The following is a 23,068-nucleotide window of genomic DNA, read 5'->3' on the forward strand; positions in this document are numbered from 1 at the left end:
TCAAATCTCCTTCCTATTCTCATCATACAGGCCAACGAGCAGGCTGTTTCCGTTTTCGTCGATCTTTAAGCCGCCGTATTTGGCTTTTTCGTAGCGTTGCCCAGTTCCTTCCTCGAAGAAGTAGGATTCTGCGCCAATATTGAGCAGCCAAGATTTAGGTCGGGTGTATTCGATCAGGAATTCGCCTGGGTTCAGGGGTTCTCTGTTAGGCTGGCAACGGATGCTTTTTCCTACTTGGTTATTGTCAACTTTTAAGACAACATAGCCACGCTTAGGAATGCTGTCTATGACGAAGTTATCCTGTATCTCGTAGGCCAGCCGCATGTAATCACCCTGCATCAGGGACCTTGGATCAACGGGCGCCAATTCCAAAAGGACCAGCTTTCCATTTTTGAGGATATCTTCTTTTTGTCGGATGCTGTAATTGAAATAGATCAATAATGCGATCAGATTAATGACTATGATAATAATGCTAAGCTTTTTCATGTGAATTTGATTTTTTGAAGATCATGAGATACAGCAACAGAAAGAATAGGCCAGAGACGAACATGGCAATGGATTTCTGCAATAAGCTGATGTTCAGGTCGTAGTAAAACATTCCGATGAAATATATAAAAGCAAGGATACCCAGGGCGAATCCGGTCCTGTAATTGACCTTGAAGCTAACCAACAGGAGCAATAAAGATCCTGAAATGGCGGGGTTCATCGCTGTGAATCCTAAACAGATCAGTACCAACAAGAAAATAAAGATTTTCTTGCCGGACTCTTCACATAGGAATCGATTGAGCAGGCAGTTGATGAGCCACAGGATCAGGGCGATCAATACGCCTGAGGTTGCCCAATCTATAATCCATGCATTGGGCATATAGCTTGACCGGCTACAATAATATAGGCAGATCAAGTAAGAGAATGCCAAGCCTGTGCGGATTGCCAAATAACGCTTTCCTTGGATTGGCTTGCGTTTCATCAGTTTTCCTTCGTTGAAGGTGAAATAAATGAAAAGGACCGCCACAAGAATCAAAAGGGCATTGTTGATCTCTGGAACTTCCTTATAAGCAAAGTATGCCAAAAAAGTTCCTGTAGAAATGAGGATGGCACAGAATGTCAAAATATAGCTTCGGCTGAAGAGCAATGTGATGAGAGCAAGTCCTTGGTAGACGAACAATGGCACATCGGTATAGCCATCGAATTTATTATAGCCTATCCCAAATAGGATGAAACTGAGCAAATAGATGCAGACAGATAGTGTATCGAATATGACGCGATCGTATTTTTTGTTGATCCAGAGGGATGCAATAAAGAATATGCCGGAAAGGATGAACATTGGAATGTGATTGGAGGAGAAGTGTGCCAACTCCAAAAACAGTAAAAATGCGCCTGTAGCTAGGATGCCTCCAATAACGGACAGTACCTTGATGGTGATGGATTGGCTATGCCTATCCTTTACCAAGTCTCTATCCATTGCCGCTTGATCTATGTTCAGTTCTCTTCCAATCGTTCCCTGAACTTTTAAAAGAGCTTCTCGGGTTTGATTATTTTCCATGATTCCTCCTTTGCATTTTAATAAGGTTCCAGATTACAAGGCTAATGGTGACAATGAGATATACTGAAATCAATAGATACATCTGCATGCCGTCGTTGATCTTCAACAGTACGGATGCGAAAATGATGATGATACTGAACGGTATGATACCCATATAGAATGGGTTGTTCTTTTTGTTGCCATACCAAAGGCCTAGGCCATAAAAAAGGGCAGTCGCTCCAAGGATAACTGGCATATCTGCATATCGGTCATCCCAAATCCAATAGATATTGCTATAGATGGACCATACTGCTGCAGCGAGGCCTAAGATATTACTGAAATAGGATGGGATTTCTCCTTTTTTCTGTTCGTTGATCCAAATGCATACTAATAGAAAGGCTGCGTTTAAGATAAATAGGCCTGATGTTAGGTAAATAAAGTCCCAATGCCTTGCCACTTGTTCGTAGTAGAGGAATATGCTGAGGTTAATGAGGCCTAGATACATGAGCCAGAGTGGCGGGAATTTGGATATCCACACCCAGAGGCTGATGAAAATGGTCCATGCAAGGAAGAAGTCATAGGCATTGGCACCCGTTTGGTAAACCTGCCCGAAGACGGCAAACATCACTCCGACTAGGAGGGAAGCAGCAGTTAAGATGATATCCTTTAATAGCTTGTTGGTTTTTAGGGTCAGGCTCAGGCCGGTCGTGATAATGACTAAGCCCTGTACGATTCCCAATTTGACGAATTTATCGAGGTCTTCCCAATTGTAGGCGAAGAAAAAGACAATTCCTGCGGCCATAAAGCCGATCCCCAAAGCCAATAGGACGATTTGTATAAATCGTGCCCAAGCGTCCTGGTTTGGGTATATATGTTCTTCCAGAGACTGCTGGAGTTCGTTTTCCTTGATGTCGGAATGAACGGAGAGCAGTTCTAGATCTTTTCTTTCTAGATCTTTCATGCGATATCCATTATATGCTTACGTGAAGATAATAATTAGCGTAAAAATCCCTGCAGGCCAATGCTGGACACTGCAGGGCAACCGCTAAGTTATATGTTTTCTTCTTTAAATAATTTAGCGTCACGGGTGTTTTTCTGAACAGCAATGGCTGAGAAAACACTCAGGATAAACGACATGGCGTAAAACCCCTTTTCACTTAAGAATAGATCGGCATTCCAAAGGCCAATAATCAATAAAATTATAGAGGCCAAGGTGGCAAACCAACTGATGCCGTAATATAGCTCGGTCACTGCAAGACCTTCTGCGCGGTCCCGAACGCTTTTTTGAACGGAGATGACGGCGAATAGTCCGAAAAGCAGGATGACAAAGTAGTAGCCTTTTTCATTGAGCTCCATCGTTGCATTCCATAGTCCGATGCAGTAACCGAAGATGCCAGTTAACATGGCGATCCATGAGGCCCCTACAAAGGCAGCCGTTGGTTTGAAAGACTTTCTGTTTTCGTCTGTGTGTTTTAATGGAGTTAACATCTCCTCAGTTTTGTTATTTAGCGGTTCCATTTTTTTTGTTTTTATGATTAATACTGACCCAAAGGTCGGGTTCAAACTTTGCCTGTGAAACCAAATAATTGTTGTTAACTGATGATATATAATGTAAATTTATGTTGTGGTTTAATAAAAATGTTTGCACATGGATTCTCTTAATGAGTTGATAAAATTGTTGAATAATCAAGATAAAAGTGATTTTAAGAGTTATTTGACAAAGAAAAATAAAAGGAATGATGTGAAGAATATCAAATTGTTCAATTTGATAGAAACTGACGATATAAAATCAATAGAAAGCCTTTATAAAAATTCTAAAAACAGGGATGCATACCATGCCTTGCGGAAAAGATTGCACGATAGCCTGCTTCTGTTCCTCTCACAAAGAACCTTTGAAAACAGTACCGATGAATCTTATGATATCCTTCGGAATTTTGTTGTGGCGAGGTATCTGCTTGAGAACAACCTGGAAAAGATCGGTTTCAGGTCATTGGAGAAGGCTGAAAGATTGGCGGTTGTGCAGGAGCAGTTTAGTTTATTGAATGAGATCCTGTTGTTAAAGCTACAATATTCGCATCTAGAAGCTGCAGTTAATCTGGATGAGCTGACAGAAAAGTTTCGGATCAACCAGAACCATATGCAGCGGGAGGCGAAGTTGCGTTTGGCCTATGCTGCACTGCGGAAAGAATTGAATGAAATCCATTTGAAGGCCAAGGTGATCAATTTGACGGAGTTGATCGAGAAGACCATCAAGCAATATCAGATCAATATGTTGGATCTGATGAATTATAAATCACTTTATCAAATTTTATTTATAGCCAATGAATACGCCGCCATCAACCAGAACTATAGTTTGGTGGAAAGGTATTTGGTAAAGAGCCATCGGTTCATTGAAAGCCAAAAGATGAATCAACCTTCCCAGGTTTTTTATCATTTACATATTCTTTACTATTTGGCTAATTTTAGTTTAAGGAACAGGTCTTTTGAAGAAAGCCTGAAATACCTAAAGCAGTTGGATGATTTATCAGAACAGCATAAACAGTATAGGGCGTTGCTATGGAACAGAAAACAGTTGCTCTATGCATTGAACTATTTTTTTTCTGGTAGGGCAGCGGAAGCGGCTATTGTTATTGATGATACATTAGATAATTTGGGGAAACAAAGTGCGCAGGCTGACATCGATGACCTGATATTAAGTAAAACGATGTTCTTGGGTCAGTTGAATGACCTTAAGGCTATAAGGACCCTGTCAAAATTGACACATACTGACGCTTGGTATGAAAAGAAGTTAGGGATGCTGTGGAGTATCCGTAAGAACTTGATGGAAATATTATTGCATGCACAGTTTGAGAATATTGAATTGGCCATGTCAAGGTTGAAGAGTTTCAAGCGGAGGTATAAGCAATATCTACTTCAGGTGAAAGAGTCGCGGGTATTGGATTTTCTAGGCTTGGTCGAGAAATATTTGATGAAACCTGATCTGGTCTTTCAACAAAGTTTCCAGGAAACTGTTTATTCTATGCTGGACTTGGATGAAAACAAGGACATTTTTAATCTGAGTTTCATTTCTTGGTTAATTTCTCGTTGGGAAAAACGAAAACCATACGACATTACGTTAACACTGATAGAAAACCTTGAGGGGAATTCACCGACAAAAATGACGTAATGGCAGGTGATTTACCGCCAATTACCTAATACTATGGCTGATTGCTATCATTGGAATAAGAATTGGTGTATTTTTACAAATAATATTTAAATTTAAAGAATGGGTTGGGCAACGAAAAAAAGTAGACCTTGGGAGATTAGACAGCTGGTATGGACCTTTTTATCCATCCTGATGTTTCTTCCTTTGCCAATACATGTGCATCCTTTGGTGATGATGTCGCAGGCAAAGAAAGCTAAGGTGCGTTCTTGGATGTTTACCGCTTGGCTGCTGTTGGCAGTCGAGATTGGACTCCTTGTTTCCTTCGTTATGTTTTTTGGGACGCTAAGCCAGGCAATGTTATTGACATTGGGAGGATCGGTATTGTCTTATGTAGTTGGAAATGGCCTGCTGCTGAATCAAGCGAAGCCATACTTACAGAGACTTGAACTGTCCGAAGTCCGTGACCTGTATTGGATTTCTAGTATGGGTTCTCAAAAACGTCTTGAAATATCCGCACCAACTATAGATACTCCTCAATTTTTTGTAGAAAGACTATTGCACTGGCGAAAAGAAATAGATAATAATAACATCCATAAGGATATCGACAAGATATTGCGGTTATTTCAATTGTTGGAGAAAAAGGACAAGCGGGAAGCAGAGAAGTTTTTGGTTCGACACTCCACCATCGTGAATGTGCTGATGCAATATGATGAATTGGAAAACGCAAGATTGAACAATACAGTGACCTATGAGTCCAAGAAAAAGCTGGAAGAGGTGATACGCCAAGCTGCGGTCGCTGTAGAAGAAGAAGTAACAAATCAATTTAAAATGGGAATGTTAGATGTGTCGGCTGAAACCGATGTATATATTCAGACCTTAAAAAGTAGAAACCTTTTAAAAGAATAATATGGCAAATTTAGATTTGACACATCTGGACGATGATCAAAACCAGAATAAGCCCTCAGAGGTGAAAGTGAATTTCTCAGAAGAGGAAAAACAATTGATTAAGCAATATAAAGACAAGATTAATTTGACCTCTACTACGGACATCATTCAGTTTGGAGTAGGTACGCAAAGTAATGTGAGCAACTTCTCGAACGAGATCTTGAAACAAGTCCGTACAAAAGATTTAGGAGGTGCCGAGGATATTTTGGTTAACCTACGTTCTGAAATCCGTGAGTTTGATGAAAGGGTTAATAAAAAACCTTTATTGCCATTCTTTGATAATCTCAAAAAGAAAATCGGGAGAATGCGTACTGAGTATGCTTCCGTGGAAAAGAACATCCATTCCATTGAACTGAAGTTGGAAGGACATTATAAAAACTTAGCGAAGGATGTCAATATCTTCGATAAGCTATTTGTCCAAAATCAACAGTATTTCAAGGACCTTTCTCTGCATATCCAAGCAGGGGAAGAAAAACTAAATGAAGTCCTGACCACGACTTTGCCTGCTCTGAAAGCTGAAGCTGAAGCAACTGGCGATCAGCATAAGGTGCAAGAGTATAAAGACATGGAACAACATGTTGTGCGTTTTGAACGTAAGGTCCATGATCTGAAACTTACCCGTATGGTGGTGCTACAAACGGCTCCGCAGATTAGGATGATTCAGAGCAACAGTAGTTCCTTGATGGAAAAGATTCAATCAAGTATCGTCAATACACTTCCTTTGTGGAAGAACCAAATGGTCCTTACACTAGGTATTGCCCATGCACAAAGTGCCTTAGAGGCACAAAGAGCAGTTACTGATGCTACAAATGAATTGCTGAAGAGAAACTCTGAAATGTTGAAAGAAGCAACCATCAATGTTGCCAAAGAAACAGAAAGAGGAATCATTGATATGGATACCATTAAGAAAGCTAATACCGATATCATCACTACCATCGAAGAGGTATTGCGAATTCAGCGTGAAGGTCGTGAGAAACGTAAGGTAGCAGAAGGGGAATTATTGATTGCGGAAACTGAACTTAAGAACCATATCTTAAAATCTTCTGATGATAACAGGTTGATCAATTAAGATTTAATAGATAAAAGAAAAAGCCAAGGTAATCCTTGGCTTTTTCTTTTATCTATAATTCCCAACGTTTCTTGGGAACACAGGTAATATCGGCTGTTTTTCTCAATATGATAGGCCGGCTATCAAATTTATTTTCCAATACCAAACTATCCTTGCTTTTGGACTTTATCAAGTACCTCGGTACATAAGGACCTTGCTTGTAGCAGCCAGAAATCTTCTGTTTACCGTTTTCTTTGGTGTATACCCCTTCAACGATCATGCTGTCAGCACGGACAGAGTACACTGCTTTGGCGTATTCAGTCCATTTGCCATCTTTATAGCAACTATCAGGGATGCTCTTGACATCGTTCTTGACATGCATAATGGTATAGACCGAATCGCAAGTGAATCTAAACTCATGTAAGGTATAATTCAGCATCTCTTCTTGTCCAGGAATACTGTCCTGCACCCATACACCTTGCAGATAATCTTCACCTTCGCCTTGCATATCAGAATGCCTTTGGCAACTTGAGAAAATAAAAAGCATACCTATCACAATCGATAAGTATGCTTTTAATTGAGAATATGTTTTATTCTGTTTATTCACTATGTTATTTTAAGCTACCTACCATCTCTTCAGGTTTAACCCACTCGTCAAATTCCTCAGCAGTTACATAACCTAATTTGATAGCTGTTTCTTTCAAGGTAGAATTGTTTTTATGAGCTGTTTGAGCAATCTCAGCAGCTTTATAGTAACCGATCTTGGTGTTCAAGGCAGTAACCAACATCAATGAGTTGTCTACTAATTGTTTGATACGATCGTAGTTTGGTTCAATACCAATTGCACAGTGTTCTTCGAAAGACACACAAGCATCACCGATCAATCTAGCAGACTGTAAGAAGTTTGCAGCCATAACTGGTTTGAACACGTTCAATTCGTAATGTCCTTGAGTACCACCAATGGTAATAGCAACATCATTACCCATCACCTGAGCGGCCACCATTGTCAATGCTTCACATTGAGTTGGGTTTACTTTTCCTGGCATGATAGAAGATCCTGGTTCATTCTCCGGGATCAAGATCTCTCCGATTCCTGAACGAGGGCCAGAAGCCAACATACGGATATCATTTGCGATCTTATTCAATGAAACGGCCAATTGCTTCAATGCTCCGTGCGTTTCCACGATTGCATCATGAGCAGCTAATGCTTCAAATTTATTTTCAGCAGTCACAAATGGCAATCCTGTAAACTGAGCGATATATTTTGCTACCAATACGTCATATCCTTTTGGCGTATTTAATCCGGTACCTACAGCTGTACCCCCCAAAGCTAATTCAGATAGGTGAGCTAAGGTGTTTTTAACCGCTTTGATTCCGTAGTTCAATTGCGCAACATATCCAGAAAGTTCTTGACCTAATGTAAGAGGAGTCGCATCCATTAAGTGTGTGCGGCCGATTTTTACAACGTTCATGAACTCTTCAGATTTTTTCTTCAAGGTATCGCGTAATTTCTCAACACCTGGAATAGTCACTTCCACAACAGCTTTGTAGGCAGCGATGTGCATTCCTGTTGGGAATGTATCATTTGAAGATTGTGATTTATTTACATCGTCATTAGCTTTCAATACAGGGTCACCTTCACCAATTTTTCCACCAGCTAATACCTGAGCACGGTTAGCAACTACTTCATTTACATTCATGTTGGATTGAGTTCCCGAACCTGTTTGCCAGATTACCAAAGGAAATTGATCATCAAGCTTACCGGCAAGGATTTCATCACATACTGCAGCGATAGCATCACGTTTTTCTTGCGGTAATACTCCTAATTCACAGTTTGCATAAGCAGCTGCTTTTTTCAAGTAAGCAAATCCTTCGATGATTTCATGAGGCATAGAAGCTGCCGGTCCGATTTTAAAGTTGTTTCTAGAACGTTCAGTTTGTGCACCCCAGTATTTGTCCGCTGGAACCTGAACTTCACCCATGGTGTCTTTTTCTATTCTGAATGACATAATTACAATGTTTTGATAGGCAAATCTAAGGAAAAATAGAGAATTAAGCTAAAATAAGCCAGCCTATTACCCTATATTTTAGGATAACCGCTTCTGTATATGTTCCTCGATATGATGATATACCTGTTTAGGTTTTAAGGTCCGCCAAGGAAAGTTGTTGAGGTATTCTCCGAAATTGATATAGTAGTCGATATGGTTGTCCATAAATTCTTTGATCACATGCTCCCTGAAGTCGATTCCAGCGATCCATCCATCTTCGATATCATTGAACCATTCCTCATAATAGGAATCATCCGAAGCATGGAAGTTCAGGATGTTTTCACCGATCAGGATAAACTTGTTGATGCCCTCTTCGATCAATAGGTCGATCAATTCCCTTTTCAGGACCATGATATCGTTGTAAATGGCATCGTTCCATTCGCCAATAAACTCAATGATGCAGTATCCTTTATCATAATCAGCAAAAAGGATCTTCAGGTAAAGCGTCTGGGAACCAAAATAATCCCATTGCGGATGAAGTAGGTAATTATAGATTCTTTTATCGTATTCAAACTCGCTGTAAACAGTCCCAAAAAATGGACTACGTTCATCTTCTGAGGCTATATAATAGTCTCGCCAGTTGTAATATGGTTCCAATTCGTGCATCTGACTGTAAAATTATTGAAAATTGCGGAGATATTATGTTCCAAGGTCCTTTTTGGACTGTTAATTGTTATAAAATAATTATTATAAATTTCTTTTAAACAATTGGTTATTCATTAATTTTGCGGACCAGACCGTAAATGCAAAAAGGTAGAAAACGAAATATTTTTGTTGCAGCAACTTATGCCGCCACCCTGCTATTGGGATTGATACTTGGCCAGAATTATTCTGATCAGCAAGGATTCAATACCGGCGGATCCTTAGTGCCTATTGGTCTCTCTGATAATTCCTATAAGATCCAACAGGTCGTAGACCTGATTTCCAATCGTTATGTCGATAGCATCAATATGGATTCCGTCCAAAACGGAGCCATTAACCATATTATCTCTCACTTAGACCCGTATTCCACCTTTCTGACACCGAATGAATCCAAGAACCAGAGCGAAGTCCTGGAAGGGACCTTCGAAGGAATCGGTATGGAGTATTTCAGTCTGAATGATACCTTATTGGTCGTAGGTGTGATTACCAATGGTCCTGCGGACAAAGGTGGTTTCAAAGTAGGGGATCGGATCCTAAAGATTGGTAAACGTGATGTTGCCGGTACCTTGGTCAGCAAGGATGAGGTTGAAAAGTTAATGCGCGGGAAGCGTGGTTCTGTTGTTTCCATGGTAATCGAGCGAGATTCCATAAAAATGCCAGGTCCACTGAAGGCCATCCGTGACCAGATCAATGTCAGCTCGCTGGATGTCGCTTATATGATAAAACCGACCATTGGCTTTATCCGTATCCGAAGGTTTTCCCTAAAGACAGCAGAAGAATTTAAAAACGCAGTTATTGATCTTAAAAAACAAGGCGCAAAAAGCCTGATCCTTGACCTACGTGATAATGGAGGCGGATATTTCCATATTGCCATTAAAATGGCCAGCGAATTCTTCCCCGACCAACGTTTGATGGTCTATACCGAAGGAGCCCATGAAGATCGACTGGATTATCTCTCAGAAGGAAATGGAAGCTACAGCCAAGGTAAACTGGTGCTGTTGGTCAATGAACGTACGGCTTCTGCCAGCGAAGTGGTATCCGGAGCGGTACAGGATTGGGACCGTGGAACCATTATCGGAAGAAGGACCTATGGTAAAGCTACGGTACAGGAACTTTTCGATTTCTCCGATGGATCTACCATCAACCTCAGCATTGCGAGGTACTACACGCCATTAGGCCGAAGCATTCAAAGGAAATATAGTCCTAATTGGACGATCATGAACGACTATGTCAATATGTACAAAGGCTTATGGTCTTTGGATACCACATATGCCCATGCCCAGGCCTATCAAACCAAATTAGGCAAAAAGCTCTTCAGTGGTGGCGGTATTGTGCCAGACGTCATTATCCCAGTCGATTCAAATGAGGTCAGCTTATTGTACAAGGATCTGGTGCAATCCAGCTTGATCGAACAGTTTGTTTACAGTCGGTTCACCAAGAAATTGCCAGCCTACTCCATTGAAAATTTCTTGCAAGGGTATAACCTCCCAGATTCCGAATACAATAGTTTTATCAAATTCCTGACAGATAGAGGCTGGAATATTTCAGCAAGCAAACAAAGGGACCTTCACGATCTGATCCAAAGTGATATTGAAGCTTTATTGGGTAGGTATTATTTTGGAAGAGAGGCCTATTACAAGGTCAAAAACCGATATGATGCCTTTGTAGAGTCTGCATTGGGACAAATAGAAGGGAATACAACCTAGTTTATCCTGAGGTCTGCATAGATAGGGTAGTGGTCTGATAACTTCTTCTTGACCACCTTGTAATTATTGACCGTAAAGTTATTCTCACAAAAGATATAATCAATTTGCAGGATGGGCAATAACTCAAAATGGGTAACTCCCCAGCCATTTCCCTTTTCCTGAAAAGCATTCTTCATATCCTTGCCAATCAAGTTGACAGAATAGGACATTGGCGTATCATTGAAATCTCCCATGACGATCTTAGGGAATTTGGTCTCTTGCATATGGTCATATAGGGACTCTGCCTGGTCGCTACGCTGCTCAAAAGCCCATTTCAACTTCCTGCCTACCTGCTTGGTCTTGGTTTCTTCCGTACCATCGCCAGTCTTAGGATTCTGGATGAATTCTTTATCCTCATTTTGGAGGCCAAACGAACGTAGGTGTACATTGTAAACACGCACAGTATCCTTATTCTTGACGATATCAACATAGATTACACGGTTGATCCCATATTCATTTTTCTTGATCAGACCCGAGTTGATGATCGGGAATTTAGAAAAGATGACCTGTCCGTAAGCGTTGTATTCGTTCTGTTGGGAAGGGGCAAAATAATAACTATCGAAGTTGATCTTTGACTTGATCTTTTCACTGAACCTTTTGTTCCCTTTGATGGTGCTGCTGAACTCCTGCAAACATAATACATCGGGATTAACCTCCTTGATAACCTCCGTGAACTCATCTTTTGCCGGTTTATCTGTTTTCTCAACCGGTTCCAGCATATGCACATTGTAGGTCATAACGCGAAGGGAGGAATCATTCTTTACCACAGGATCAGGAGAGTTGAACGTGACATGTTTGGTCATCAGGTTCCAGCCGATCAGGATGGCAATCAGGGAAAATAGGGAATACTTCGGTTTGCGAAGGATCCAGTAGAAAATAAACCCTAGATTGATCAATAAGATGGGTAGATATCCCAAGCCAAGGAATGATATTGGCCAGAAGGATTTAGGGTTGATGATGGAGGCAGAATAACATAAAAAAAGGGCAGCTATGGCAGCCAGATTGGCCAGCATAACGGTCTTGCTAAAGAAACCTAAATTCTTTTTTTTAATCAACATTATTCTTGCTCTTCTCTACTTACCCTGAACAGTATTTCTTTTTCCCGTGAAGATAGACTTTCATAACCATTTTGAGAAATTTTATCCAAAATTTCATCTATTACTTCCTGGTTGGGTAAATCGCCTTTATAGCTTTTATAGGTTGGAGTTTTTTTAACGGTATGTAGCACGCGAAGTTTCTTTTTTGGATGGTACAAAAATAATTTACTGAAGTCCCTACCTGCCTGCAGTTGGTACATAAATGTGATTCCCCATAGAATGGCCAATGGAAATGCCGCCGCCGCAGCACGGTTCGCAAATACGTAGAATAAGAACTGCAAGGCCAAGAAAACGATTGCTATGGTCCGGAACTTCACGATTCCAAACAGGAATAACCTGATCTCCATCTTCGGGGTCAGGACCAATAGGCTAGCTACAATGGCAGCAAGTCCCATGGAATTTGAAAATAGATATGGGATTGGTCCTTTTGCAAGGAAATCAATTTCAGACAGCGCGAGGAAGCTAATTCCAGAAATGGCAAAAGCACCCACAAAGACCGTCATTAACTGTCTTTTGTTCAGGAAATTCAAAAATGTACTTCCCATCCAATATAACCATAGACAGTCAAATACGATATTGAACAGTCCAATGTATACAAATGGAAAGGTCACTAAAGTCCATGGCTTCTGGATAAATGCTGCAAAGCTATTGGGCAAAGTCAGGTTACTGATCAACCAATCGTACAATGGAAATTTAATGACACCCAAGTCAACCAGTAAGTCGGCAATATGAATCAGGATAAACACAAATATCTGAACGGAGATGATATAGGGGATAGGAGAACCTGTTTGGTAGGTTGTCCTAAAGAACATCTTTATGCCGTTTTCCTTTTTCATATCTTAGGATACAATCTTAATAATAATTTGTTCTTCTGATGCCCCAGATTTTTAGAAGGATAAATCCAAATAACGCTCCACCGACGTGGGCTAAGTGCGCAATTGAACCGCCCGAATTTGAAAAACCTAAAAAGATCTCGATAACGATCAAGATAGGAATGAAGTATTTTGCTTTGATTGGGATAGGCAAGAAGATCAACATTATCTCCGCATTAGGGAAAAGATAACCATAAGCCAATAATAATCCGTAGATCGCTCCAGAAGCACCGACCAATGGCGTCCCATAAATGGAAAGTAAGGTGCCCAATTGATCCTGGCTTATCGGCAGATTGGTCGAAACCATTCCGGTAGTGAAGTTAAAGTTCAGGAATTGTGAAGCCCTAACCGTACCTGCGATATTATAAACCTCAATGGCTTGGATGCCATATTGCAACACCAATGCGCCCAATCCGCAGATCAGATAGTAGTTCAAGAATTTTTTAGGGCCTAATATTCGCTCAATTACACCGCCAAACATAACCAAGGCAAACATATTGAAAAATATATGTGCAAAGCCTCCATGCATGAACATGTAGGTGATGACTTGCCAAATCTTAAAGAATGGGGAGTCAGGATAAAATACTCCAAAGAAATTCGTGGCATGGCTGAAAATCATGGATCCAATAAAACAGATGATATTGATGATCAATAGATTCTTAGTCACTGTAGGTAAATTGCCGAATAGGTTATTCATATAATAATTTCAAAATTAAATATTCCTGCCAAAGCGTTCTGCCAGCTCCTGCAAGGTGTATGTGATGATGACGGGCTTCCCAGAAAGCGAAATATTCGGAGATTCACAGGCAAACAGTTTGTCAATCAATTCTGCCATGCCTTCGTTCTCCAGTTTTGTGCCCGGTTTGATGGCGGCATTTTTAGCCAAGCTCTTTGCTAGCCTTTCTCTTTTGTTTAGGCGCAAATCACTCTGGTTTTTGAAATCCTCCAATAGTTTTTCAATAATCTGCCCTTCATTAATGTTTTCTAAATCCGCAGGAATTCCATCTACAATATACGTAGTTTTCCCGAATGGTCGCAACTGAAATCCCAATGCATGGATTTCCGGCAAAATTTCCTGAACTAAAGCAAAATCAGCCGAATTCAACTCAATGGTCTGTGGAAACAGACTTTGCTGACTCGATCCTTGATTGTGCTGCAATTGCTGCTGAAACTGTTCAAACAGGATGCGCTCATGTGCTGCCTGCTGGTCGATCAGCATAAATCCAGAATGGATTTGCGATACTATATAACGATTGTGCAATTGAAAAAATTGCTTCTTCGGCTGGTCAGAAGGCTGAATTATTTCGGCCTCAGATTTCAGTTCGGTATCCTCCGGCAATAGACTTAATTGCTCTGTTTCTTCCGTTTCCGTAATTTCGTACAGGCTGTCCCAATTCTGTGGGATGCTGGACTTTCTTTCAATCTGCTCTGGATAGGTATACCTTCTCGGTTGCTTCGGCATCCCATCATCAAAAGGATTGAAATTAGGATTGAAATTGATGGTAGGTACCTGGATCTCATCCAATGGTTTTGGCGTGATCAGCTCATTAAAGCCAGTCTCCTGCTCGAAATCCAAGGATGGAGCGATGTTATAACGCCCGATGCTACGCTTTACCGCAGACCGCAGAATGGCATAGATCGCCTTCTCATCTTCATACTTGATTTCCGTTTTGGTAGGGTGCACGTTAATGTCGATTTTCGAAGGATCGATATCAATGAACAGCACATATAAAGGGAAAGTATCAGCGGGCAAGATCTCTTCATAGGCATTCAGCACCGCATGGTTCAGGTAAGGGTCCTTGATATAGCGGTTATTGACAAAAAAGAACTGCTCACCACGTGTTTTCTTAGCAAACTCCGGCTTTCCTATAAATCCTTTGATGTTCAGTATGCTGGTCGTTTCTTCAACTGGAACCAGTCGCTGATTATAGTTGTTGCCGAAAAGGTGAACGATCCTTTGTTTCAGGGTTTCCTTAGGTAAATGGAACATTTCATTGCCATCACTGTGGAAAGTGAAGAAAATATCAGGATGTGCTAGTGCAACACGTTGAAACTCGTCTATGATATGCCTTAATTCTACAGAATTGCTCTTCAGGAAATTTCTTCTTGCAGGAATATTGTAGAATAGGTTTTTTACCGAGATGCTGGTCCCTGCTGGAGCCTGATCGGGGAATTGTTGGATCACCTCCGAGCCTTCAATTTCTATCACTGTACCAAGCTCATCTTCAATGCGTCTGCTCTTAAGTTCCACGTGGGCGATGGCCGCAATCGAAGCCATTGCCTCTCCACGGAAGCCCATCGTCCGGATCGCGAAAAGATCTTCAGCTTTTCGGATTTTCGAAGTTGCATGACGTTCAAAACATAGACGCGCATCCGTTACACTCATTCCACAGCCATTGTCGATCACCTGGATCAATGACTTGCCCGCATCCTTAATAATAAGTTTTATATGATCTGCTCCTGCATCAATAGCATTCTCCAATAGTTCCTTGATCGCTGAGGCTGGTCGCTGAACAACTTCACCCGCTGCGATTTGGTTTGCTACTGAATCTGGAAGCAATTGAATAATATCCGACATAATCTACAAAGGTACAAAAATGACACCAATCGTTCGGGTTTTCAGGCCTTCTCTTTCAGCTAATTTTTGTCAATTTTTGGATCTTTCTTGAGCAACTTAAAAATCGAATTCTAACCTATTGGAAATAAGGTCGGAAGATGCATCTCTTGGCTGTTGCAATCCAGGAAGCAAGCTGTTTGGAGTGCTGAAAGAGTTTAAGGATACTAAAAAGAAGGTTTAGTTTTTCCGATGGAAAAATATATCAGCCCGACTAGGTTTTTTTGCAGAAAAGTCATCCTTTCCAGTGTCAGCCTGAGGAACGAAGGGGCTCGGAACCATACAAACATTGAAAGTAATGGCCTTCAGGTTATCTATCTTCGATTGAAAATGACAATGATGTTTTGGGCCATTTACGTACAGATTCTTCACTAATCTTTCAGAATTGGAAATAGGTTGGGGGGGATTTAGAGCGCAGCGAAGAATCTATTGTTGTATTTTTTTTAGAATCGTTGTCATCGTGAGCACAGCGAACGAACTATTTTATTTCTTCAAGACAAATTGCAGAAAAATATTTCACCCCCTCTGGAGGTTTCCCTTCAAAATCAATAAGGTGTATTATATAGGTTTCCAAACATATTATCCAAAAATGGAACCATGAAAAATGGCATCTAAAAAAAGAAACCCCAGGATGGGGTGAAATATTTGTAGAATTCCGATTTGTTTTTCAATATTATTCCAACCCCATATTTGCCAGAAACCAATCAACAAAAAAAATCCCGACCTTACGATCGGGATATTCAATTATATTTAATCAACCACTTTATCAACGATAGCAATCGCTTTGTCTAAATCTTCTTTGTTCACCGTCAGGTGCGGTCTGAATCGAATGCTCTTTTCACCACAGCCTAAGATCAACATATTTTCAGCCATCGCGTCAGAAACAAACTTATCTCTTGCCTCTGGCGTCGGAAGGTCGAAAGCAACCAACAATCCCTTTCCGCGAACATTGCTGATGGAAGGGTGTTTTTCAGCCAGTTCCATCAATTTTACCTGAAGATACTCACCTAACGACTCCGCTTTATTGACCAGACCTTCTTTTTCAATGATCTCCAAGATCAATTTGAAACGGATCATGTCAACCAAGTTGCCTCCAAAAGTAGAATTGATCCGGCTAGACTCTTGGAAAACATTCTTTTCAACACGGTCAAACTTCTCTTTGTTGGCCAAGATCCCACAGACCTGTGTTTTCTTTCCGAAGGAAATTACATCTGGAACAATTCCGTAATGTTGGTAACACCACATTTTCCCGGTCATGGCAATTCCTGTCTGAACCTCATCCAAGATCAAGATGATATCGTTCTTGTCACAGATCTCTCTCAGTTTCACAAAGAATTCCTTACGGAAATGGTTGTCCCCGCCTTCAGCTTGGATAGGCTCCAAGATCAAGCAGGCAATATCGTTCGGATTATTGGCGATAGCGACTTCGATCTCCTGAATAGCTTGTTTTTCCAACTCAACGGTCGCAGCAACTGACTCCTCCGTTAATGGGAAGGTCAATTTCGGATTGCTGATCCTTGGCCAATTGAATTTTGGGAAGTACATGTATTTCCTCGGGTCCTTGGTATTGGTCAGCGAAAGCGTATAACCGGTCCTGCCATGGAATGCCTGTTTGAAATGAATGACCTGACTCGCTTCCTGGTCGATGCCATTGGCTAGGTTCAGCCTGGTTTTCCAGTCGAATGCGGCTTTTAAGGCGTTTTCAACCGCCAGACCACCGCCATCGATAAAGAAACAATAGCTTAGTTCCTTTGGAATCCCTACGCGTTCAAAGACATCCATGAAATCCGCATACTCATCGGGATAGATATCCGACAGCGCTAATTTATTGATGGAAACCTTTTCCAACTGTTTTTCATTTGCCAGGATATAAGGATGGTTATAGCCTACAGGCGATGATGCGAACATGCTGAACATGTCCAGATATTCCTTGCCGTCGATGTCTACAATGTATGAACCGTGGGATTTCTCAAGGTCCATGACAACCGGAAGGCCATCTGCCAAGATATGTTTTGCTAATCTTTTATGTGTTTCTCTTATCATAATCGTTTATAATCTAATTTTTATAGATCAAATTTAATTCCCTGTGCCAATGGTAGGCTAGTGGTATAATTGATGGTATTTGTTTGTCTGCGCATATATACTTTCCATGCATCTGAACCAGATTCACGGCCGCCACCTGTGTCTTTCTCTCCCCCGAAAGCTCCACCGATCTCAGCACCTGATGTGCCTATGTTGACATTGGCAATACCGCAATCCGAGCCATTCTGGCTTAAGAACAGTTCTGCCTCACGCAAGCTATTGGTCATGATAGCTGATGAAAGGCCTTGCTTAACGCCATTTTGCAATGCAATGGCCGCATCTACTTCACCGCTGTATTTTATTAAATAAAGGATTGGGGCAAAGGTTTCATGTTGCACGATTTCAAAATGGTTCTCCACCTCAGCAATTACCGGAGTCACATAACAACCGCTTTCATAGCCCTTACCTTCCAGTACTTCACCCTTGGTCAACAACTTTCCGCCTTCCGATTTTATTTTTTTCAAAGCATCAAGGTACATGTTCACCGCTGCGGTATCGATCAAAGGTCCCATGTGGTTGTTGCTGTCCAATGGATCTCCGATTTTTATCTGCTTATAGGCATCTACCAATGACTTTTTCACCTTGTCATAGATGCTTTCGTGGATGATCAATCGACGGGTACTTGTACAACGTTGCCCAGCAGTACCTACGGCTCCAAATACGGCTCCTATAATGGTCATTTTCAGATCTGCACTTGGACTGACGATAATCGCATTGTTACCCCCTAGTTCCAATAGTGATTTGCCCAAGCGTTTGGCAACAACCGTGGCAACCTCTTTCCCCATACGGGTAGAGCCTGTAGCAGATACCAAAGGAATGCGTTCGTCTTCTGAAATCCATTTTCCTACTTCGGCATCACCGACAATAATAGAAGAGATCCCTTCCGGTAACTTATTTGCTTTCAATATATCGGCTATGATATGCTGGCAGGCTACTGAGCACAATGGTGTTTTCTCACTTGACTTCCATACTACTACGTCTCCACAAACTAGGGCCAAGGCAGCATTCCATGACCAGACCGCTACCGGAAAATTGAAAGCGGTGATGATACCCACGATCCCTAATGGATGATATTGGTCGTACATGCGGTGACCTGGTCTTTCTGAATGGATGGTATTTCCATATAATTGTCTGGATAAGCCCACTGCAAAATCACAGATATCGATCATCTCCTGAACCTCACCCATTCCTTCTTGGTAGGATTTCCCCATTTCATAGGAAACCAGCTTGCCTAGAATAGGTTTCAGCTCGCGAAGTTTCTCTCCTAATTGACGGACAATCTCGCCACGCTTTGGTGCTGGGATATCGCGCCAAACCAATTTCGCCTTCTCTGCCTCTTGTATTACTTTTTCGTATTCTTTCCTGGTCGTACTCTTTACCTTAGCAATCAATTTGCCATTGGTAGGTGAATAAGATTCAATCAACTCACCCTGAGCAAACCATTTGCTCCCTGTCGATGTACCTAGGTTTTCAGCCTCGATCCCAAGTGTTTTTAATTCTTTTGATGTCATAATATGGTTTATATTATTCGAAATTTCTATAAATATAGCGAATATATTTTGTTGTCAACTGAATTTGGTCGAATTTATTTTGTAATTTGGACATAAGATAATGGGCCGTAGACTATGTCTGGTGCGATTTGAAGATGTTATTCACAATTGTTTGTTGTAATGGTGATTTTAGTCATTTTTCAAACAGGTTATTTGCGATAGATTCGAAAAGCATTAGGACTTTTTAGCACAGGCTATTTAAGGTCTGCCTATTAGCTAATGTCTATAAATCTAAATTACCCATGGACTACTACCAAATTGAAGAGTTTTTGACCCCTGAGCAGATCCTTGTTCGGGATGCCATCCGTGAATTTGTAAAATTCGAGATCCTACCGGTCATCGATCAATATGCCCAGGAACATAAGGAAATTCCGGGCTTGATGAAAAAACTAGGTGCTATTGGTGCACTCGGTCCATTTATTCCCGAAGAGTATGGTGGGGTAGGACTGGACTATATGTCCTATGGATTGATTATGCAGGAACTGGAGTTTGGTGACTCGGCCATTCGGTCTGCTGCTTCGGTGCAATCCTCCTTAGTGATGTTCCCGATCTATAAGTTCGGTTCGGAAGAACAGAAACATAGGTTCTTGCCTCGATTGGCAACGGGAGAACTCATCGGCGCATTTGGCCTTACCGAACCTAACCATGGCTCTGACCCTGGAAGTATGGAGACCAAGTTGCTAAAGGACGGGGAGGGGTACCGCTTGTCTGGTTCCAAAATGTGGATCACCAATGCGCCAATCTGTGATATCGCCGTGGTATGGGCACGCGATGAGGATAAAAAGATCCGTGGGGTGATCGTTGAAAGGGACTTTGAAGGATTCAGTACACCTGAAACCCTGAATAAATGGTCGCTGCGGGCCTCAAAAACAGGTGAACTGGTCTTTGATCAGGTTTTTATTCCGCAAGATAATGTCCTTCCCGAAGTCAGTTCCATGAAAGGCCCATTGTCCTGCCTAAATTCTGCACGGTATGGTATTTCTTGGGGAGCCATCGGTGCTGCAGTGGATTGTTATCAGACGGCATTGCAATATGCCAAGGAACGCAAGCAATTTGGGAAGCCCATTGCTTTTTTTCAACTGCAGCAAAAGAAATTGGCAGAGATGGTCACGGAGATTACCAAGGCACAATTGCTGTCCTGGCGGTTAGGGCAGTTGAAGAATGAGGACCGTGCAACACCTGCACAGATATCCATGGCCAAACGCAATAATGTGAATATGGCCTTGCAGGTGGCCCGTGAAGCCAGGCAGATATTAGGCGCTATGGGTATTGTCGGCGATTATCCGATCATGCGCCATATGATGAACCTGGAATCGGTCATTACCTATGAAGGTACCCACGATGTACATCTGTTGATTACCGGAAATGACATCACGGGCATCAATGCTTTTTAACTACCTATTATAAGGATAGTCCTGCACCCAGCGGAAAGTGCGGGTCTTCAGGTCAATGTTCTCCATATCTATCTTCTCCAAAAAGATAGATGTGGAATCCTTGCTGTCCGTTTCCATGAGAATCAATCCATCTTCCTTTAGTCGGTATTTCAGGTCCAGCGAAGGTTCATTGTATTTCCCTACGATTCTAAATTCCTTGCTGTCTTTTGTGGGGATAAGCTGATAGTATATCAGGTCCATACTTTCATCCCGAACCGTTAAGCTGTTTTCATTAGTGAATATTAAGTAGTGCCAATGGTCAGGCATGTTTATTTTCTTTCGGTTCAGATGTTCCTTAAAGGGTATATAATATGCGCCGTACAGTTCGCTTTTTTTACCCTGGAGTTGAGCGATGTACTTTCTGGTTGAATGAGTCCTTGGAATCAGGGAGGCGACTGTCAATATTATGAATAGGTATTTTATGGAGATAAATGCAATCCGTTTCCAGCGTTTGCTGAAGGTGGGCTGCGGCGGTCTGCTGAGCTGGACCGGTTTCTGTTTGATCAATAGCATATAGAACCTTTTGATATTTGGTGCCAACAGAAAAAGACTGAACAGAACCAGGGCCGTGGAAACCATCTTGACGGGTACATCATAGAAATAATTTGTAGCCATTACGTTTATGCTGACCCCCAGCATGATCAATGCCCCCAAGGTGGTCGTCTTTCGGAACAACAGCAAGACGCCTAACATTTCGGCAATACCTATAAATATATTGTAGGCGGGCGAAGCTCCATAAAAGGTCCATGCCAATCCCATCGGTGAAAACTTATATAGGGGTTCAGTCAGTCTGATGAGATCTGGGGCTGGAAATTGCTGAGAGAAAACTTTGACGAATCCGTACATCAACATGGTAATAGCAATGTAATACCTGATCAGCACCGTGAGCCAATAGTATAATCTTGGGTAGACCTTATTTTTCCGATCGATGAGTGTCCATATAATACATCCTATAATAGATACTATGCTGATCAATAATAGGAGTAGCCATTGCAAGGTGGTGTCTCCGCTTCCACTCCTAAAGGGCATGTTCCCATCGAACTTCACAAACCCAGAAGCCAGGAATTTTAGGAGGTCAGTTAAGACTGGAGTGAGAATGTGCTCCAAGAAGAGTAAGAAAAAGAAGCTGTTGTTATTTATCAATATGATAAAGAGGGTTATTAATATAAAGCAAAACCTAAATAGGATGGGGTTTTTGGGGAATACTTCAATCGGCTGTTTCTGGTTAGTCTGCTCCATAAGGAATTTATTGGTTTCTTAAATATAGGAAATAATGAGTGGCGGGACCTTTGTTGCTGGATTATTTAAGTGTTTTTAACGAATGTGGGTCATGGCCTGTAGTCTGTTTTGATTCAAAATTGAGGTGTTTTTTTGTGGCTCTCCTTCGGGACTCCTTCGGGGCATGTTCGGGAATGGTCCGGAGAGAACAGGTAAACCGGCCGGAGCGTACCCGAGGACGCACAGGGGATTTGGTCGCTCGCGTTGCGAATTTTCGGAATGTGGGTCGAATGAGGTCAGGTGGAAAGGGGAGGATGTTGGACCGGGATCAAGGGGATGGGAGGATGGGCCAAGATCTGGGTTTTGAACCAGGATGGAACGGATTGGAGGATATTTCAGGATCATGGCGCATCAGGTCCGTCCCTTCCTGTCCTGGTCCATCCTCCCATCTTCACCATCCTGGTTCCTTTTCATGATCTTGGTCCATCCTCCAATCCCTCTAATCCTGGTTCAGACCCGTCTTTTGGAAAAATTATCTGGCAATGCTACAGCGAGTTAGCTGGCGGCGGTAAAAATACTTTGGCCTCTCCCTTGGAAGTGAACGTATTTTGTCCCTATCTTTGCACCACTCCGCAAGGGAGGGACGGCCCCACGGCCACTGAAATACGGGAAGGAAAGGGGAAGCAGAGCTGCACGATTGCAGGCCATGCCGACCGCCGAAAAAGGGCCACGAAAATTATTTGAAAAAAGATTTTGCGGTTTCAAAAAAGGTTCCTACCTTTGCAGTCCCAACCAAGGGAAACAGCGACGGACGCGATGTCCGGAGCGAAAGAAATGACACATCAACTCCCCTTAAAAGGAGACGATATACAGCCGAAGCGAGATGCCCAGGCGCGATAAGTTCTTTAAATGATCATGTAGCGCAGCGACCCGTACGAGAGTACGGTAGCTGAACAAAGATTTAAGAAATCAATTTATTCAGGTATCCCGGAGCGGGAGGAAAACATTTAACAAGACAACAATTCTATTTTATAAATAGTCTTGGTCTTACACTTCATTTTACAATGGAGAGTTTGATCCTGGCTCAGGATGAACGCTAGCGGCAGG

General features: G+C 41.8%; 20 protein-coding genes. 6 read left to right on the forward strand and 14 right to left on the reverse strand.

Annotation, left to right across the window (positions count from 1 at the left end; translation table 11 throughout):
- From ACWICE_RS08955 to yiaA, 4 genes are all read right to left on the reverse strand, one after another.
- Positions 1-486, reverse strand: a complete 486-nt coding sequence (locus ACWICE_RS08955) for a GDYXXLXY domain-containing protein (protein WP_454298148.1) — start codon at positions 484-486, stop codon at positions 1-3.
- A complete protein-coding gene (locus tag ACWICE_RS08960) occupies positions 473-1,543 on the reverse strand; it encodes a DUF4401 domain-containing protein (protein ID WP_454298149.1) in 1,071 nt (356 codons plus the stop codon). Before ACWICE_RS08960 ends, ACWICE_RS08955 begins: the two co-directional genes overlap by 14 nt.
- Complete coding sequence (locus ACWICE_RS08965) at positions 1,533-2,483, reverse strand: DUF2157 domain-containing protein (RefSeq protein ID WP_454298150.1); 951 nt, start codon at positions 2,481-2,483, stop codon at positions 1,533-1,535. Before ACWICE_RS08965 ends, ACWICE_RS08960 begins: the two co-directional genes overlap by 11 nt.
- 89 nt (positions 2,484-2,572) lie before the next feature.
- Positions 2,573-3,040: an inner membrane protein YiaA gene (gene yiaA, locus ACWICE_RS08970; protein ID WP_185213980.1), complete on the reverse strand. Its 468-nt coding sequence runs from the start codon at positions 3,038-3,040 to the stop codon at positions 2,573-2,575.
- 130 nt (positions 3,041-3,170) lie between these two features.
- Here yiaA and ACWICE_RS08975 point away from each other — a divergent pair, with 130 nt between their 5' ends.
- From ACWICE_RS08975 to ACWICE_RS08985, 3 genes are all read left to right on the forward strand, one after another.
- Positions 3,171-4,688, forward strand: coding sequence for a hypothetical protein (locus ACWICE_RS08975; protein WP_454298151.1), 1,518 nt, complete (start codon positions 3,171-3,173; stop codon positions 4,686-4,688).
- A gap of 99 nt (positions 4,689-4,787) precedes the next feature.
- Complete coding sequence (locus tag ACWICE_RS08980) at positions 4,788-5,573, forward strand: hypothetical protein (RefSeq protein ID WP_185217309.1); 786 nt, start codon at positions 4,788-4,790, stop codon at positions 5,571-5,573.
- Between the two features lies 1 nt (position 5,574).
- Complete coding sequence (locus ACWICE_RS08985; RefSeq protein ID WP_185213983.1) at positions 5,575-6,681, forward strand: toxic anion resistance protein; 1,107 nt, start codon at positions 5,575-5,577, stop codon at positions 6,679-6,681.
- A gap of 52 nt (positions 6,682-6,733) precedes the next feature.
- Here the strand turns inward: ACWICE_RS08985 and ACWICE_RS08990 are convergent, their stop codons facing one another.
- From ACWICE_RS08990 to ACWICE_RS09000, 3 genes are all read right to left on the reverse strand, one after another.
- Positions 6,734-7,207, reverse strand: a complete 474-nt coding sequence (locus ACWICE_RS08990) for a fumarate hydratase (protein ID WP_237219509.1) — start codon at positions 7,205-7,207, stop codon at positions 6,734-6,736.
- 64 nt (positions 7,208-7,271) lie between these two features.
- Positions 7,272-8,669, reverse strand: coding sequence for a class II fumarate hydratase (gene fumC / locus ACWICE_RS08995; RefSeq protein ID WP_185213984.1), 1,398 nt, complete (start codon positions 8,667-8,669; stop codon positions 7,272-7,274).
- A 78-nt stretch (positions 8,670-8,747) separates the two neighbouring features.
- Positions 8,748-9,314 (reverse strand): hypothetical protein, encoded by a 567-nt coding sequence (locus ACWICE_RS09000; RefSeq protein WP_185213985.1) that lies wholly within the window; start codon positions 9,312-9,314, stop codon positions 8,748-8,750.
- A gap of 137 nt (positions 9,315-9,451) precedes the next feature.
- Between ACWICE_RS09000 and ACWICE_RS09005 the strand changes: the two genes are divergently transcribed.
- Positions 9,452-11,056 (forward strand): S41 family peptidase, encoded by a 1,605-nt coding sequence (locus ACWICE_RS09005; protein ID WP_185217307.1) that lies wholly within the window; start codon positions 9,452-9,454, stop codon positions 11,054-11,056.
- Here ACWICE_RS09005 and ACWICE_RS09010 read toward each other — a convergent pair.
- From ACWICE_RS09010 to amaB, 6 genes are all read right to left on the reverse strand, one after another.
- Positions 11,053-12,153, reverse strand: coding sequence for an endonuclease/exonuclease/phosphatase family protein (locus ACWICE_RS09010; protein WP_185213987.1), 1,101 nt, complete (start codon positions 12,151-12,153; stop codon positions 11,053-11,055). The genes ACWICE_RS09005 and ACWICE_RS09010 overlap by 4 nt on opposite strands.
- Positions 12,153-13,028, reverse strand: a complete 876-nt coding sequence (locus ACWICE_RS09015) for a rhomboid family intramembrane serine protease (RefSeq protein ID WP_454298152.1) — start codon at positions 13,026-13,028, stop codon at positions 12,153-12,155. Before ACWICE_RS09015 ends, ACWICE_RS09010 begins: the two co-directional genes overlap by 1 nt.
- A gap of 16 nt (positions 13,029-13,044) precedes the next feature.
- On the reverse strand, positions 13,045-13,761 hold the full coding sequence (locus ACWICE_RS09020; RefSeq protein WP_185213989.1) for a rhomboid family intramembrane serine protease: 717 nt from the start codon (positions 13,759-13,761) through the stop codon (positions 13,045-13,047).
- A 15-nt stretch (positions 13,762-13,776) separates the two neighbouring features.
- Entirely contained in the window at positions 13,777-15,642 is a 1,866-nt protein-coding gene (gene mutL / locus ACWICE_RS09025) for a DNA mismatch repair endonuclease MutL (RefSeq protein ID WP_185217305.1), read from the reverse strand.
- A 786-nt stretch (positions 15,643-16,428) separates the two neighbouring features.
- Positions 16,429-17,721 (reverse strand): L-lysine 6-transaminase, encoded by a 1,293-nt coding sequence (lat, locus tag ACWICE_RS09030; RefSeq protein WP_454298153.1) that lies wholly within the window; start codon positions 17,719-17,721, stop codon positions 16,429-16,431.
- A gap of 20 nt (positions 17,722-17,741) precedes the next feature.
- Positions 17,742-19,271, reverse strand: coding sequence for an L-piperidine-6-carboxylate dehydrogenase (amaB, locus tag ACWICE_RS09035; RefSeq protein ID WP_454298154.1), 1,530 nt, complete (start codon positions 19,269-19,271; stop codon positions 17,742-17,744).
- 281 nt (positions 19,272-19,552) lie between these two features.
- Between amaB and ACWICE_RS09040 the strand changes: the two genes are divergently transcribed.
- A complete protein-coding gene (locus tag ACWICE_RS09040) occupies positions 19,553-20,704 on the forward strand; it encodes an acyl-CoA dehydrogenase family protein (protein ID WP_454298155.1) in 1,152 nt (383 codons plus the stop codon).
- Here ACWICE_RS09040 and ACWICE_RS09045 read toward each other — a convergent pair whose 3' ends face one another.
- Positions 20,705-21,982 (reverse strand): hypothetical protein, encoded by a 1,278-nt coding sequence (locus ACWICE_RS09045; RefSeq protein WP_454298156.1) that lies wholly within the window; start codon positions 21,980-21,982, stop codon positions 20,705-20,707.
- A 134-nt stretch (positions 21,983-22,116) separates the two neighbouring features.
- Between ACWICE_RS09045 and ACWICE_RS09050 the strand changes: the two genes are divergently transcribed.
- Positions 22,117-22,437 carry a hypothetical protein gene (locus ACWICE_RS09050; RefSeq protein WP_454298157.1) on the forward strand — a complete coding sequence of 107 codons (321 nt, stop codon included), beginning with the start codon at positions 22,117-22,119 and terminating at the stop codon, positions 22,435-22,437.
- Positions 22,438-23,068 lie beyond the last annotated feature (631 nt).

The sequence above is a fragment of the Sphingobacterium sp. NPDC055346 genome, assembly GCF_053645235.1.